Source organism: Bradyrhizobium sp. CER78, from assembly GCF_029846235.1.
Lineage (GTDB): Bacteria > Pseudomonadota > Alphaproteobacteria > Rhizobiales > Xanthobacteraceae > Bradyrhizobium.
Map to the genome: position 1 here is coordinate 136,351 of NZ_JARVWP010000017.1, position 14,433 is coordinate 150,783.

9 protein-coding genes are annotated in these 14,433 nt (G+C 61.9%); 5 read left to right on the forward strand and 4 right to left on the reverse strand.

Features of this window, described 5'->3' with window-relative positions:
- Window positions 1-574: 574 nt before the first annotated feature.
- Window positions 575-1,378, reverse strand: coding sequence for a DUF3108 domain-containing protein (locus QDT69_RS29570; RefSeq protein ID WP_279710017.1), 804 nt, complete (start codon window positions 1,376-1,378; stop codon window positions 575-577).
- 382 nt (window positions 1,379-1,760) lie between these two features.
- Here QDT69_RS29570 and rpmB point away from each other — a divergent pair, with 382 nt between their 5' ends.
- From rpmB to QDT69_RS29595, 5 genes are all read left to right on the forward strand, one after another.
- On the forward strand, window positions 1,761-2,069 hold the full coding sequence (gene rpmB / locus QDT69_RS29575; protein WP_021080171.1) for a 50S ribosomal protein L28: 309 nt from the start codon (window positions 1,761-1,763) through the stop codon (window positions 2,067-2,069).
- A 292-nt stretch (window positions 2,070-2,361) separates the two neighbouring features.
- Window positions 2,362-4,245: a DUF3696 domain-containing protein gene (locus tag QDT69_RS29580; protein ID WP_279709999.1), complete on the forward strand. Its 1,884-nt coding sequence runs from the start codon at window positions 2,362-2,364 to the stop codon at window positions 4,243-4,245.
- Entirely contained in the window at window positions 4,245-5,288 is a 1,044-nt protein-coding gene (locus QDT69_RS29585; protein WP_279710000.1) for a hypothetical protein, read from the forward strand. Before QDT69_RS29580 ends, QDT69_RS29585 begins: the two co-directional genes overlap by 1 nt.
- A 633-nt stretch (window positions 5,289-5,921) precedes the next feature.
- Window positions 5,922-6,146 carry a hypothetical protein gene (locus tag QDT69_RS29590; RefSeq protein WP_050423900.1) on the forward strand — a complete coding sequence of 75 codons (225 nt, stop codon included), beginning with the start codon at window positions 5,922-5,924 and terminating at the stop codon, window positions 6,144-6,146.
- 285 nt (window positions 6,147-6,431) lie between these two features.
- Complete coding sequence (locus QDT69_RS29595) at window positions 6,432-7,637, forward strand: ABC transporter substrate-binding protein (protein WP_279710001.1); 1,206 nt, start codon at window positions 6,432-6,434, stop codon at window positions 7,635-7,637.
- A gap of 398 nt (window positions 7,638-8,035) precedes the next feature.
- Here the strand turns inward: QDT69_RS29595 and QDT69_RS29600 are convergent, their stop codons facing one another.
- The 3 genes from QDT69_RS29600 to QDT69_RS29610 form a co-directional block, all read right to left on the reverse strand.
- Window positions 8,036-8,998, reverse strand: coding sequence for an alpha/beta hydrolase (locus QDT69_RS29600; RefSeq protein ID WP_279710002.1), 963 nt, complete (start codon window positions 8,996-8,998; stop codon window positions 8,036-8,038).
- A gap of 28 nt (window positions 8,999-9,026) precedes the next feature.
- Complete coding sequence (locus QDT69_RS29605) at window positions 9,027-10,802, reverse strand: NAD(P)/FAD-dependent oxidoreductase (protein ID WP_279710003.1); 1,776 nt, start codon at window positions 10,800-10,802, stop codon at window positions 9,027-9,029.
- Between the two features lie 99 nt (window positions 10,803-10,901).
- Entirely contained in the window at window positions 10,902-14,354 is a 3,453-nt protein-coding gene (locus QDT69_RS29610) for an acyl-[ACP]--phospholipid O-acyltransferase (RefSeq protein WP_279710004.1), read from the reverse strand.
- Between the last annotated feature and the right edge of the window lie 79 nt (window positions 14,355-14,433).

Genomic DNA, 14,433 nt, shown 5'->3' on the forward strand with positions numbered 1-14,433 from the left:
GCAGGTGTTTCTTGAACTGTTGGCGATAGTCGATCCGTCATCCTGAGGAGCGCGAAGCGCGTCTCGAAGGATGAACGGCCGAGATTTATCGGCGCGTTTTGATCTGACTTTCCTCTCGCGGATGGAGCCGGGCTGTCGCCCTTCGAGACGCCTGCTGCGCAGGCTCCTCAGGGTGACGGTTTGGCAGTGTGTTTCACAAAATCTGTCTCACAATGCGACGCTTTCCGCGCCGCCTTTAAGCTTCGGAACGAGTCTAGAACGAATCGCGGCCGAATCGCTGACTCCATTCCAGGCTCGAAACGTTCACCGCAACATCTCGGGTAGGCCGACGGCGGCGGCACTAGATCAAGTTTGAGAGGGCTCCACAAGCAGGGGATATGCGGACTGAATTCCTTAAGTTCCAGGGGTGGCCGAGTCGAATCAGAACCGGGCAAGAGTCAACTGGATTCCATGACGTTTGTTGCATGCCCGAAGTCGCTCAATACCCGTCATTCCGGGGCGCGCGCAGCGCGAACCTGGAATCTCGAGATTCCGGGTTCGATGCTTACGCATCGCCCCGGAATGACGGCGTGAGCTACTGCGTCTTCGCGACGCGCGGCGGCGCGGCCGTCGTCACGAACGAGGTGGCTTCCAGCATGGCCTGGCCGAGCGGGGTCGGGATCGTCATGCGGAACGGCACCAGCAGGCGGGTGCCTGCGATCGGCACGAAGGCGATCTCGATGTTGCGCTGGGCGGCGAGGTATTTGATCACGGGGCGATCCGGGATGTAGCCCGAGACCGGCACGAAATAGAGCGCGCAGACCAGCGCCGGGCCGTGATAGCCGCGCTCGGCCTTGACGATCTCGACCCGCTTGAAATCCAGCTTGAGGTCGTAGCGCATGCGGCCGTCGAACACGCCGGCGCCGGTGCGGCAGACGTCCGGGCTCATCAATTCGGCATTGCCGGGCGCGCGCAGGAACGAGCCGGTCATCGGATCGAACACGTTCTTCTTCTGCGCCTCGGTCACCGGCAGGCGGTCGGCATCGACAGGCGGCTCCGGCTCGATCGCGGATTCCTTGATGCCGCCATTGGCGAGCACCATCCGGATCGTCTCCGACTTCTTCGAGGTGGTGGTGGTCGCAGTGTAGGACGAGGCCGCCAGCGCGCCGTTGACGACGCGACCCTGCGAGGCGCCCGAGCCGGTGCCGCCGGAAAACGCCTTCAGGAGGCCCGCGGTGCCGCCCTGGGCTGCGGCCGAGAAGGTGTCGTCGCCGATTTCGATGGTCCAGCTGCCCTTGCCGACCGGGATACCGGCGAGCGTCGCCTCATACTGGGCGTCGAGCCGCCCCTGCGCGCTGGCGCGCTCGGCACAAAACAGCAGCAAGGCGCCCGCGCACAGCCCGAGGAGCCGGCCGAGCGGGGGCAAAATGGCAATGGCGGTGGTCACTTAACCTACCTGACGGTCCTGCTATCGGCGCTCTGTTCGTTGTCCGTTTGGTCCTTCAATTCGGCCCGGACAATTTGCGCATCTCTTATGGAACCGAGACTTGCAGCCGAATACGCCCTTTATATGGTTGCCATTTCAGCTGTTAAGTGGCTGGAAAGACCTTATAAACCGGCATTCTCCGGTACCGCCATGCGCCGATATAATCTTGACGCTCGGGTATTCTCCCCCTATACACCCGCGGTTCCTGGAAAATGGACGCGAATTCAAAACCCCCGCGCGGGCCGTGTGATTGCACGCCTGACAGAGAGGCGGGGATGGAAAAGGATTTTGTAAGATGTCCCGGCGCTGCGAACTGACGGCCAAGGGCCCCCAGACGGGCCACAAGGTGAGCCACTCGAACATCAAGACCAAGCGGCGCTTCCTGCCGAACCTGGCCAACGTGACCTTCATCTCCGATGCGCTCGGCCGCAACGTGCGCCTGCGCGTCTCGACCAATGCGCTGAAGAGCGTCGACCACAATGGCGGCCTCGACGCCTATCTGCTCAAGGCCAAGGCCGACGTGCTCTCGCCCCGCGCCCTCGACCTGAAGCGCGCGATCGAGAAGAAGGTCGGCAAGCCGGCGCCGGTGAAGAAGGCGAGCTGAGCGAAGCTGCGAGAGCGGAATTCGCGGGAAGAGTTTTGAACGGCCGGGTCGATGACCCGGCCGTTTTTTTTACTGGAGCATACCAAGCCAATCTTGAGGATGCACTTCCATATCGCGCGCGCGCACCCTAGGATTGCAATGCAACAACATCATGCGGCCCGGTTCGTGTTCGAACTAGTCGACCACGCTCTATCCTATCGGAATGTCCTCCATCTTCTAATTTGAGTAAGCATTTGGTTGAGCTTCGCACACCATTTTATCGTTGGTACGGTCAACTCAGGAGTACGTTTTCATGTTGACCAGTTGGACTGTCGAAAATTTCAAATCGATCGGCAAAGAGCTTGTACTCCCGCTTTCGCCAATAACGGCCTTCGTCGGCGCTAATAGCTCCGGCAAGAGCTCGATTATTCAGAGTATTTTGCTGATTAAGCAGACGCTCCAATATGCCACCGCCGATCGATCATTTGCCCTAAACGGTCCTTTGTTGAAGCTCGGAACATTTGACGATGTTCGAAACGTTCGTTCCGACGGTCAAGGCGTTAGAATCGGCTGGCAGTATGACGAAGGTCGCTTGCCAATCACCGCAGACCTTTTCCCAAAGCCACGACTCGGTGCAGCCACGTGGCGCGACTTTATTTCGGCGATCAGGTGCGCCACCGAATTTGGAGTAGATCCGGGCGCTCAGTCAGAGCTTTCGAGACTCCAGCCCGTTCTCCTTTGCACCAGTCTGACAGTAACTGCGCGAGAACTGGGTTCAGAACAATCAGCTGCTCATCTGGAGATCAATCGACTGCCCGGGCCGTCAGTACTGCAATCGTCCGTCGCGGCACCGCCATCGCTAGCGATGCCCGCGAGAACTCAACAGCTCCAACATTTCGGTGTTTCCGACATAGATATCGAAACCCGGGCAACGCTGCTGGAAGATCACCCGAAGGGAGAAATAGAAGGTGCAATCGTACGACATTTCCTTCCGTTCTCCGTGGGCGTCCGCTTCGATAGCTCGTTGAGAAGGGCTTCACAAATCGCCGATGCGATTTGCAGCCTTCGAAAGTCGATACGCTTTCAACGCGAGTTTGCTCAGTTGCCCGCACCTGCAGAGCTTCTCGAAGTGTTGCGCGCCTGGTTCATGGTCAATCAGGAGATTCTGAAGCAGTATCAATTCTTCCGAGAAGAAGAGACGTTTAGCACACCCCAGACAATTGGGAACGTTCTTGATTCGCTGCTCGACTTGCAGCGGAGATCCCGTCCACGCTCACCCAGCTTCCCGTCATTGCAGGAGCTTCAGCCAAAGATCATTGAGGCGTTGACGGCAGGCGAACCAGGTCAAAGCGATATCGAATTTGAACGCCCGAGGCTGATCGCTGAGGCTACCAACCGCACCCGAGAGTATTTCGAACACTTCGTTCAGTATCTCGGGCCGCTTCGTGATGAACCGAAACCTCTTTATCCGCTAGAAGCGCTCGGCAATCCGACCGACGTCGGATATCGAGGAGAGCACACAGCTGCGGTCCTGCACCTGAACCAATACCGACTAATCAACTACATGAGTTCCGATCGATTTACTGAGAACTCAATCAATATAACAGACGGTGCAAAGCAAGACGCCCTCAGAGACGCCCTTGTCGACTGGCTTTCATACATGGGTGTAATCGACGGAATTCTGACCGATGATCGCGGGAAAATTGGTCATGAGCTACAGGTGCGAACTCCGGGCATCGCTAAGTTTCATGATCTGACTAACGTCGGCGTTGGAGTTAGCCAGGTACTTCCGATTATACTAATGGCACTTCTGGCCCCGGCGGGAAGTCTGCTGATTTTCGAGCAGCCCGAGCTACATCTACACCCGCGTGTACAAACTCGCCTTGCCGACTTCTTCATCTCGATTGCATTGTCCGGCAAGCAATGTTTGCTCGAAACCCATAGCGAGTATCTCATTCATCGGCTCCGCCGACGTATTGCCGAAGCGCCGGGAGATCAGCTTACGTCCGTATCTAAACTCTACTTTGTCGAAAGACGCGGCGATTCAACCGATTGCAGGCCCGTGGACATCACAAGATACGGCGCAATCCTCGACTGGCCCTCAGACTTCTTTGACCAATCTCAAATGGAAGCCGAAAATATTCTAGCCGCCGCTTCCATCAAGCGAGCCCAAGAGAGAAAGAAGGGTTCCGACTAATGAAAGCGACGCTTGCGCTTGAGCCAGCGGTGCTTGCCGCACCTGCCTTGGCCAAGGAAGAGCAATCGATAGCGAAGTCTATTGAGGCCATCGTCCAACTCTCTGGAGCGCTAAGAGATGAGGAATTAGGAATTTGCCTCTTGAGCGAGACCGAGAGTTACTTAGCGGCAGCGGGGTTATATCCTGGCTCCTATTCGATCAGCCAATCGCTCGCTGCTAGTGGCCTTTCACATGTTTATACGGCCGAGGACATTCGACGCTCCGTTCAAAATATTCTCCAAAGGGCAAATCGGCTTGAAAGTATCTCAGGCGTCGATTTTTTAATTCCAGAGTCTGTCGCAACGAACCCTGATCTACTGGCCAGACGGGTCGAAGCGCCTCTAAAGGAAGGTTTGGAGCTAACGCTGGCGCATGTCGCCCTAGTCACCGACGTGGTAGGAAAATCGAGTATTAGAGGGCTTGTGGCCGATTACTATGCCGATGATGAAATCGAATTCTCAGCCAACCTCTCGCACATAACGCCGCCATTCCTTGGTGAAACTACGCGGCACGCGTTCGCCTGTGTTATTGGCGTATGCCGAACTGCGGCATCATTTGCTGAACAACTGGACGCAGACCAACTTTGGCAAATCGCTGAAGATGAAACGGAACTGATGGCCGCAATCGCAGTCAAAGCTCGCTCCATTCGGCGAGCATCGGGTTGCCATGCGCCTAAGGAGAACTGCGAAAAATTTCGGATGGGACCATCCTTCCTGAACACGATGCGATCATGCCAGTCGGCCCCGTCCGAGAAATATGGTCAAACCACGTTCAATACTATCGCGCGCCTAATCGCGGGCTCTCCAACAGAAGAGCCGAAGAAGATGTACAAACTATCCAGTGCTGGTCGACGGGAAGATGTCGTACGCCAAGATGGAGCCATTGGCTGGCGCCTGCACATCACAAAATCAGGCGAAGCAGTCCGGCTTATGTTTTGGCGGAGGATTGACGGCTCGATTGAACTTGCGAACGTTGGCCTTAAAGCAGATGTGAATATTCATTGATATAACTCCGAGCTTGGATGAAGCGTCACGTCTCTACTGAGAACACGAGCGCATACCCCTCCTTCTGTCTGACAGGCGAATCGATCCGAACGAGGCGCGTCCGTGACGATGCGAGTGGATTCTTCTTTGCATGATGATTTTTGAAGAAAAATCATCCATCATTTCGCATGCGCGCGGCGAGTTCGTAATGACAGCGCCTACCAATGACAGCGGTGTCATCGCTTGCCGCGGAGCGAATCTGTGCAGAGGCGCTGTTCGTCCGTGAAGAAACGCTTAACGCACGAGCCTCGGCCAACAAAGAAACCCTATAAATAAAGGCAAATCGGGCTCCTCGCGCGGCCTTGTCGCGCCGAAGCCTTGGCGAAGGCGGGACGTTAATCACAACATCACTCCGCATCATCACGAGCGCATGAGGCGCATGCAAAACGCCACGATCTCTTCCAGATATTAGTGTGCAAACAAGCCGTCCGACACGATTGCGATTCGACGCGGCTCAGCCGCGCGGCTCGAATACCGTGAGGGACATCACGGCCGGTACAACTGATTGTGAGGCATGTGCGCCGCACTCTTGGGAAGAAGCCTGGCCGTTCTTATGTCACGTCCAAAGAACGATCCCGATAAAGGAATTGATCAATGCAAGTTCGCGCAGCCGATACGCGCGGAAGACTGGTGCCTGCGCTCGCAACCGCCGCCGTGGCGGTGCTGGCGACCGCCGCCCTCGTCATCCTCGAATTCAACCCGCCCCGCAATGTGCTGAAGGGCGAGCCCGGCATGATCACCTCCGCCGCCGCCAACCGCGCCGGCGCCACCGTGCTGCCGACCGATCCGGTCACCACCGGCAGCGTGCGCTACCGCTGAGCGGGCGCTATCTCCTCATGGTCGTCCCGGCCGAGTGCGCAATTCCGCACGGGAGCCGGGACCCATTCCCCCGGCTGTTTATGTGATGCGACGCTGGGGCAACATTCCATAGAACGGCACATTTTAGTGGTAATGGGTCCCTGCTTTCGCAGGGACGACGGTAGATAGTTACACCCGGCCGCATTTTCGCATTCCTGCCCCGGCGCCTCGTCGCAAGCCTGCCTCCCCCGACCTGCGTAAGCTCTCCCTCGCGAACAAAACAAAAAAGCCACAGGGAGGCTCACGATGATCTGGAAGGCCATCACGGCAGCGCTCACGCTTGCGCTCGCAACGCAGGTGCACGCCGCCGAGAAGAAATACGGCGCGGGCGCCAGCGACACCGAAATCAAGCTCGGACAGACCTCGCCGTTCTCCGGCGCGGCGTCGGCCTACAGCGTGATCGCGAAGACGCAGGCCGCCTATTTCAAGATGATCAACGACAAGGGCGGCGTGAACGGGCGCAAGATCAACCTGATCACGCTCGACGACGGCTACTCGCCGCCGAAGACGGTGGAGCAGACCCGCAAGCTGGTGGAGCAGGAAGAGGTCGCCGCGATCCTCAATCCGCTGGGCACGCCGACGGGCCTTGCCGTGCGCAAATATCTCAACGACAAGAAAGTGCCGCAGCTGTTCGTCGGCGCCGGCGCCACGCTGTGGGGCGATTACGCGCATTATCCATGGTCGATCGGCTTCCAGCCGTCATACCAGGCCGAGACCGCGGTCTATGCCAAATATGTGCTGACCCAGAAGCCCGACGCCAAGATCGCGCTGTTTTATCAGAACGACGACGCCGGCAAGGATTACGGCAACGGCTTCAAGAAGGGACTGGGCGCAGAGAACACCGCGAAGATGGTGGTGGCGGAGACGACCTATGAATCGACCGACCCGACCGTCGACAGCCAGATCGTGAAGCTGAAAGCCTCCGGCGCCAACGTGCTGTTCATGCACGCGATCCCGAAACAGGCGGCGCAGGCGATCAAGAAGATCGGCGAGATCGGCTGGAAGCCCGACCTGTTCTTCCTCGCCGCGACCTCGACGTCGGTGTCCTCGGTGCTGAAGCCGGCCGGCTTCGAATACTCCAAGGACATCATCTCGTCCTACTCGCTGAAGGATCCGAACGATCCGCAATGGAAGACGGATCCGGACGTGATCGCCTGGCAGGACTTCATGAAGAGCTACTTTCCGGACGGCAATCTGCAGGACCAGCTGATCGTCTACGGCTATGTGGTGGCGGAGGCGACGGTGCAGGTGCTGAAGCAATGCGGCGACGACCTCACCCATGAGAACATCATGAAGCAGGCCGCCAACCTCGACATCGCGCTGCCGATGTTCCTGCCCGGTATCAAGGTGAAGACCTCCCCGACCGACTATTTCCCGGTCGAAGCGATGCGGCTGCAGAAGTTCAACGGCGAAACCTGGCAGCTGTTCGGCGACACGATCGGGAATGATTGAGGGGGAAGTGAGGGGGACTTGTTGAGGAGGAAGTTTTAGAACGCGAAACCATCCACATCGTCGTCCCGGCGAAGGCCGGGACCCATTACCCCAGGACGTAGGGATAGCGCGAGCTGGGGCCACAGCGGCGCACCACAACTACGCCCTGTGGTTATGGGTCCCAGCTCGCGCGGAGCCTGTCATCGGGCGCGCGTCCGCGCGACCCGTTGGCTTGGCCAGGACGACGGGGAGAAATTAGACTCTCCCCCCAACTCGATTTCGGAATATTAGAAATATACCCGTGAGTTGCCCGACGTGTCAAACCGCCTGGTCGGACGCCTGCCCCGCCGGCCCTTTGCATGGGGTTGTTTTCGATATTTTGGTAACGCGCCGCGAGTCCAGAGGAGGTGAGGGAGGAGTTACACCCCCCGCTCCAGCAGCACCCGGAAATCAGCCCGCGCGCGCTGCGCCTCAGCGCGCGCGGCGTCCGAGGCATCGCCGAGGCCGAAATAGCCGTGTATCAGCCCCTCGCCCGCGTGATACGTCACCGGCACGCCGGCCGCCTGCAACGCCTTGGCGTAGGCATGGCCCTCGTCGCGCAGCGGGTCGAACCAGGCTGTGGTGACCACCGCCGGCGCGGCACCCTTGAGGCTCGTCGCGCGCAGCGGCGAGACGCGCCAGTCGGCACCCTGCGCAGGGTTCGCGAGATAATGTCCGCAGAACCATTCCATCACCGCGCGCGACAGGAAGTAGCCCTCCGCATTCTCGGCGCGCGACGGGAATTTTGCGTTCTCTACGGCGTCGGCGAAATTGCCGACCACGTCGGTGACCGGATAGACCAGCAGCTGCCCGGCGAGCGCGATGCCGGTGTCGCGGCAGGCGAGCGCCGTGGTGGCGGCGAGATTGCCGCCCGCGGAATCGCCGGCGACACCGACGCGCGAGAGATCGCCGCCGAATTCGCCGATGCGCGCGACCACATCGCGGACCGCGGCGAACGCATCTTCGAACGCACCGGGAAAACGCGTCTCCGGCGGGCGGCGGTAATCGACCGAGATCACCACCGCGCCGGTCTCGATCACGAGGTTGCGGGCCTGGCGGTCATGGGTCTCGAGATCGCCGGCGACCCAGCCGCCGCCGTGGAAGAAGATCACGGTCGGCGCCGTGCCGCGGCCGTTGCGATAGAGCCGCGCGGCGAGCTTGCCGCCGGCGCCCTGCACCTCGATGTCGCTGGCAACATCGACCGGCGGCGGCGGCACCGCCTTGCGCGCCTCGGCCAGCGCGCGCAGCGAATCGCGCGCACTCTGCGGCGTCATGGTGGCGGGATCGCGCAGCGGCAGCAGCGGGATGATGTTGGCAATGATGGCATCGAGCGGGAGCGGCATGGGAGTCCTTCAGGTCAGTGCTTGCAGTTCAGGTCAGGTGCTTGGAAAGCGTGCCGGCCTCGATCGCGGCGATCTGCAGCGCGATGAAGCGGCTGTAGATGCGGGCCTGCGAGAACGCGCCGCCGGTGAACCAGAGGCCGGGCTGCGGCGTGCGCGTCCACATGTTGCGCAGCTCCTGCGTCGCATCGTCGAAGCCCCAGACACGGCCGACACGCGCGGCGACGTCCTCGCCGAACAGTCTGCCGACCAGGTGGTCGGGGCCCTTGTAGCCGGTGGCGAGCACGAACAGTTCGGCGGCGAGCGAGGTGCCGTCCTTCAGCGCGAGGCCGGTTGCGGTGATATCAGTGATGTCGGCGGCCTGGATCAGGCGGACCTTGCCGTCGGCGATCAGCTCGGAGCAGCCGACATTGAAATAGTAGCCGCCGCCGCGCGAGCGGAACTTGAGCGGCCAGCCGGTGCCGTCCTCGCCGAATTCGAGGCGGAAGCCGGCACGCTCCAGCCGCGACAGCAGCTCCGCATCGAGCCGCTTCACCTCGTCGGTGATGATCTTGTGCGCGACCTTCATCACCGGCAGCGGCACGCCGGAATTGAGGACGTCGCGCACCTCGATCGGCGGACCGTCGCCGAGATAGGTCTTGTCATAGAGCTGTGCCGGCTCGACATTGACCACCATGGTCGGGCTGCGCTGGATCATGGTGACGTCGGCGCCGGCCGCATGCAGCTCCTGGCAGATGTCATGCGCGCTGGTGCCGGTGCCGAACACGATCACCGAGCGCCCAGCCCATTCCCGTCCCGCCGCGAACTGACTGGAATGCAGCACCTTGCCGTCGAAGCGCTCGATGCCGGGGATGGTTGGGATGTTCGGCGTGCCGCTAACGCTGGTTGCGAGCACGATGTGTTTCGGATGCAGCGTGCGCGAACCGTCGCTTCGTTGCAGCGTCACCGTCCAGCGTTGCGCCGTGTCGTCATAGCGCGCGCCTTCGAACGACGTCTCGGTCCAGAAGTCGAGCTCCATGATGTCGACATAGCTTTCCAGCCAGTTCGCGATCTTGTCCTTCGGGATGTAGTCCGGGAAGGTCGGCGGGAACGGCAGGTAACGAAACAGGTTGACCGGCGTTTTGTTGTGCAGCTTGAGGCCGCGATAGCGCAGCCGCCAATTGTCGCCGATGCGCTGCTCGCGATCGACGATCAGCGCGTCGAGGCCGATCCGCTTGCACTCGACGGCAGCCGCGATGCCGGCATGGCCGCCGCCGACAACAAGCACATAAGGCTCGCGGTCGGCATAGGCGCGCGAGGCCTGGCGCTGTTCCAGCCAGTCGGGTGCGGCGAAATCGCGCGCATGGGTTTCTTCGCCGGCGTGATCGGCGCGCGCGTCGCAGATGCGATCGAAATCGAGCATCGCCGAGAACGTCCATGCCACGGAATTTCCGCTCGCATCGTGCAGCAGGCGGACCGCGCCGGTGCCCGGCCCATTCGACGTGTCGAAGGTGAAGACGGCCTCGATCACATCGCGCCCCGCTACCACGGCGCGTCGCGGTATCAAGGCACGGCCATCAAGGCAAAATCCGCGCGCGTTGACCGCGGCAGCGCGCTCCAGCAGCTCGGCGACGACGCGCTGTTGCCCGCTGAATGTCGCAAAATGCCAGGAGATGCCGAAGATATTCCGCCAGTGGCTCTCGGGCGCGAACAACGCGGAAAGAGCCTCAGCGGAGCGGTCGGCAAGCGCCGCATCGAGCGCGCCGATCCAGCGCTCGGCGATGAGTTCAGGCGCGTCCGCCGTAGCCGGGTTCAGTTTGTCCAGCATGATCATGCTTTCTCGGGAGCAGTTGCCGTCTATCTGACAACAAGCTCCCGAAAAGCACAACCATCATGCCGAGACTCATGCCAAGACTCATGCCGGGACTCATGCAACGTGTTGCTGCAGCGTCTCCGCCTCGCCCTCCTCGCCGGCGGGCTCGCCCTGCGGCGCAGGCGCGGCGGCGAGTTCCTTGGCGAGCGCGGTGGCGCCGACATAGTCGGTCTTGCCGGTGCCGAGCAGCGGCACCTTGTCGACGATGCGGATGTCGGCGGGGACCGCTAGCTCGGAGGCACCAACGCTCTTGGCCTGGCGCTGCATGGCGGCGCGGTCGGCATCCCTCTGCGTGGTGAGCAGCACGATGCGCTCGCCCTTGCGCTGATCGGGCAGCGTGACCGCGACCGACATCGCCTGCGGCCACAGCGCGGTCGCCATCGTCTCCACCGCCGACAGCGAAACCATTTCGCCGGCGATCTTGGCAAAGCGCTTGGCGCGGCCCTTGATCGCGATGAAGCCTTGCGCATCGACGGTGACAATGTCGCCGGTGTCGTGCCAGCCTTCCGGCAGCGGCTCGAGTACGCCGGGATTTTCCGCACGGAGGTAACCGAGCATCACGTTCGGGCCCTTCACCGACAGGCGGCCGCCTTCCTCGATGCCGGGCACCGGATCGAGGCGGTACTCCATCAGCGGCGAGATCCGGCCGACGGTGCCCTGGCGGTTCGCCATCGGCGTGTTCATCGCCAGCACCGGCGCGGTCTCGGTAACGCCGTAGCCTTCGAGGATACGGATGCCGTAGCGCTCCATGTAGACCTGCCGCGTGCGCTCCTTCACCGCTTCCGCGCCGGCGATGACGAGCCGCAGCGTGCGGAAGTCATAGGCGTGCGCCGAGCGGGCGTAGCCGGTGAGGAAGGTATCGGTGCCGAACAGGATGGTGGCGCCGGTCTGGTAGATCAGCTCGGGCACGATCCGGTAATGCAGCGGCGACGGATACATAAAGATCGGAATGCCGCCAAGAATCGGCATCATCATGCCACCGGTCAAACCAAACGAGTGGAACACCGGCAGGACGTTGAACACCTTGTCGTTGGCGTTGGCGTCGACCCGCGCCAGCGCCTGCGCCGCGTTGGCGAGGATGTTGCGGTGGGACAGCACGACACCCTTCGGCGTGCCTTCCGAACCCGAGGTGAACAGGATGACTGCGGGATCATTGGCGTTGCGGGCAACGCGCGGCGCGATGCCGGCGCGGAAACCCGCGATCTTGTCAGTGAGGCTGATGCCGGCCCTGACGTCCTCGAGATAGATGACGCGCGCCTGGCCGGCCATTGCCGCGATCAGCTTGTCGAGCTTGCCCTTCTCGATAAAGGCCTGCGAGGTCAGCACGGTCTTGACCTGCGCCGCCTTCATCGCGGCCAGCACGTTGACCGGACCTGCCGAGAAGTTGAGCATCGCCGGCACGCGGCCGATGGTCTGCAGCGCCATGAACACCACGGCGACGCCGGCCGAATTCGGCAGCAGCACGCCGACATTCTCACCGACAGCGGTGCCCTGCTCGAGCTTGCGGCTCAGCACCTGCGCGCCGAGGATCAGCTTGCGATAGGTCAGCTTGGTGCCGAGCGCGTCCTCGATGATCGGCTTGCCGGTGTCGCGGTCGCGATAGGCATGGCCGAGGCCCTCGAACAGGGTCTGGTCGAGCATCGCGTTCTGGACCATGGCGTTGATCATGACGTCCTGCAGCGCGGCGCCGGCGGCGTTGCGGCGCGCTTTGCCCTTCAGCGCCTGGTCGACCGGCAGCTTCACCGGCGGCAGGATCGAGATCGTCACCTTGGGGAACCAGGAGCGCTTGGTCTCGCCATTCTTGAGATAGCTGAGATGCGAACGCTGCGCGCCCTCGATGCGGACCGGGACGACCACAGCATCGGCCTTGTCGGCGATCATCGCTGTGCCGTCATAGACCTTCATCAGCGAACCGGAGACCGTGATGCGGCCTTCCGGGAAGATCACGACCGGCTCGCCGGCGGCGACCAGCTTGATCAGGTCGCGCGCGGCCAGCGGCTTGGACGGATCCATCGTGTAGTGCTTGATCATCTTCAGGAACGGCTTGGCCCACCACGCCTTGGAGATGCCGGTGTCGACGGCGAAGCTGGCGTCGATCGGCAGCATGGCGTGCAGCAGCGGACCGTCGACCAGGCTGACATGGTTGGGCGCGATCAGCATCCGCGTGCCGGCGGGCGGCAGGTTCTCCATGCCGCGCACCTCGAGACGGAACAGCGCGCGGAACAGCAGCGCGCCGAAATCGCGCACGCCCTCCTTGCCCCACTTGGTCAACACGAACCAGACGGCGCCGAAGCTCGCGATCGCAAGGCCGAAGAAGATCCAGGCGATCGGCAGTCCGGTAGCCTGCAGCGCGCCGACGAACACCGCTCCGGCGACCATGAAGCCGGCCTGCAGGATGTTGCCGGCAGCGATGATGCGGGCGCGCTCGGAGGGCGCGGTCCAGGCCTGCACGGCGGCGAACGACGGCACCACGAACAGGCCGCCGCCGAACGCGAACAGGAAGAAGTCGGCCAGCATGCGGAAGCCACCGAACGAGGTCGCGAACGCGGCCGCGGTGACGTCCTTGCCGAGCGAGGTGGTGGCAATCGCCCAGGCGAGGTCGAGGCCGACCATGCCCATCACGATGGCGCCGATCGGCACCAGTGCGAGATTCGGGCGGACATGACTGAGCTGCGCGGCGAACAGCGAACCCGCGGCGATGCCGATCGCAAACACGGCCAGGCACAGCGTGACCACGCCCTCGGTGCCGCCGACGCCTTCCTTGATCAGCGCGGGCAGCAGCGACAGCACGATCGCACCGACCATCCAGAACCAGGACACGATCACCATGCCGTCCCACAACCGCGGCTCGGCATAGAGCGACTTCAGCAGGCGCACGGTCGAGGTCCAGGGATTCTTGGTGATCGGCAGATCGGGCGCGGAGGGCTGCGTCAGGGGAATGCGCGATGCAAATCCCCACGACAGCACCGACAGGCCGACCACGGCGGCGCAGATCCAGCCCATGTGGCTGGCGCCGGCGACGAACATGCCACCCGCGATGGTGCCGATCAGGATCGCCATGAAGGTCGCACCCTCGACCAGCGCGTTGCCGGTCGCGAGCTCGGACACCGACAGTTGGTCGGGCAGCACAGCATATTTCACCGGGCCGAACAGCGCGGCCACGATGCCGAACAGCGCCAGCGCGATGAACAGCAGCGGGATCGAATGGGTGAAGAAGCCGGCGGCAGCAAACGCCGCGGCGAAGATCTCGAAGAACTTCAGCCGGCGCGCGACGACCGATTTGACATAGCGGTCGGCGAGCTCGCCGCCGAGCGCCGACAGCACGAAGAACGGAGCGATGAAGATCGCACCCGCGAGCTGGACCAATGCCGGCCCCTGCTCATTGGCGACGCCATACAGCAGCATGATGACCAGCGCGTTCTTCAGCACGTTATCGTTCAATGCCGAGCAGAACTGCGACCAGAACAGCGGCGCGAAGCGGCGGGACGTCATCAATTCCTTGATCATGACCGGTTCCTTGGGTTAGCGCGCAGGGCGCTGGCAGGTCTGCGAATTCGTGGGGCAGAGAATGGTGGGCGTGGTGAAA

Excerpts from the sequence above, each read along its gene's own strand:
- QDT69_RS29580 (WP_279709999.1), top strand. The coding sequence starts at position 2,362 with ATGTTGACCAGTTGGACTGTCGAAAATTTCAAATCGATCGGCAAAGAG.
- QDT69_RS29585 (WP_279710000.1), top strand. The coding sequence starts at position 4,245 with ATGAAAGCGACGCTTGCGCTTGAGCCAGCGGTGCTTGCCGCACCTGCC.
- QDT69_RS29590 (WP_050423900.1), top strand. The coding sequence starts at position 5,922 with ATGCAAGTTCGCGCAGCCGATACGCGCGGAAGACTGGTGCCTGCGCTC.
- QDT69_RS29600 (WP_279710002.1), bottom strand. The coding sequence starts at position 8,998 with ATGCCGCTCCCGCTCGATGCCATCATTGCCAACATCATCCCGCTGCTG.
- QDT69_RS29605 (WP_279710003.1), bottom strand. The coding sequence starts at position 10,802 with ATGCTGGACAAACTGAACCCGGCTACGGCGGACGCGCCTGAACTCATC.
- QDT69_RS29610 (WP_279710004.1), bottom strand. The coding sequence starts at position 14,354 with ATGATCAAGGAATTGATGACGTCCCGCCGCTTCGCGCCGCTGTTCTGG.
- QDT69_RS29595 (WP_279710001.1), top strand. The coding sequence starts at position 6,432 with ATGATCTGGAAGGCCATCACGGCAGCGCTCACGCTTGCGCTCGCAACG.
- rpmB (WP_021080171.1), top strand. The coding sequence starts at position 1,761 with ATGTCCCGGCGCTGCGAACTGACGGCCAAGGGCCCCCAGACGGGCCAC.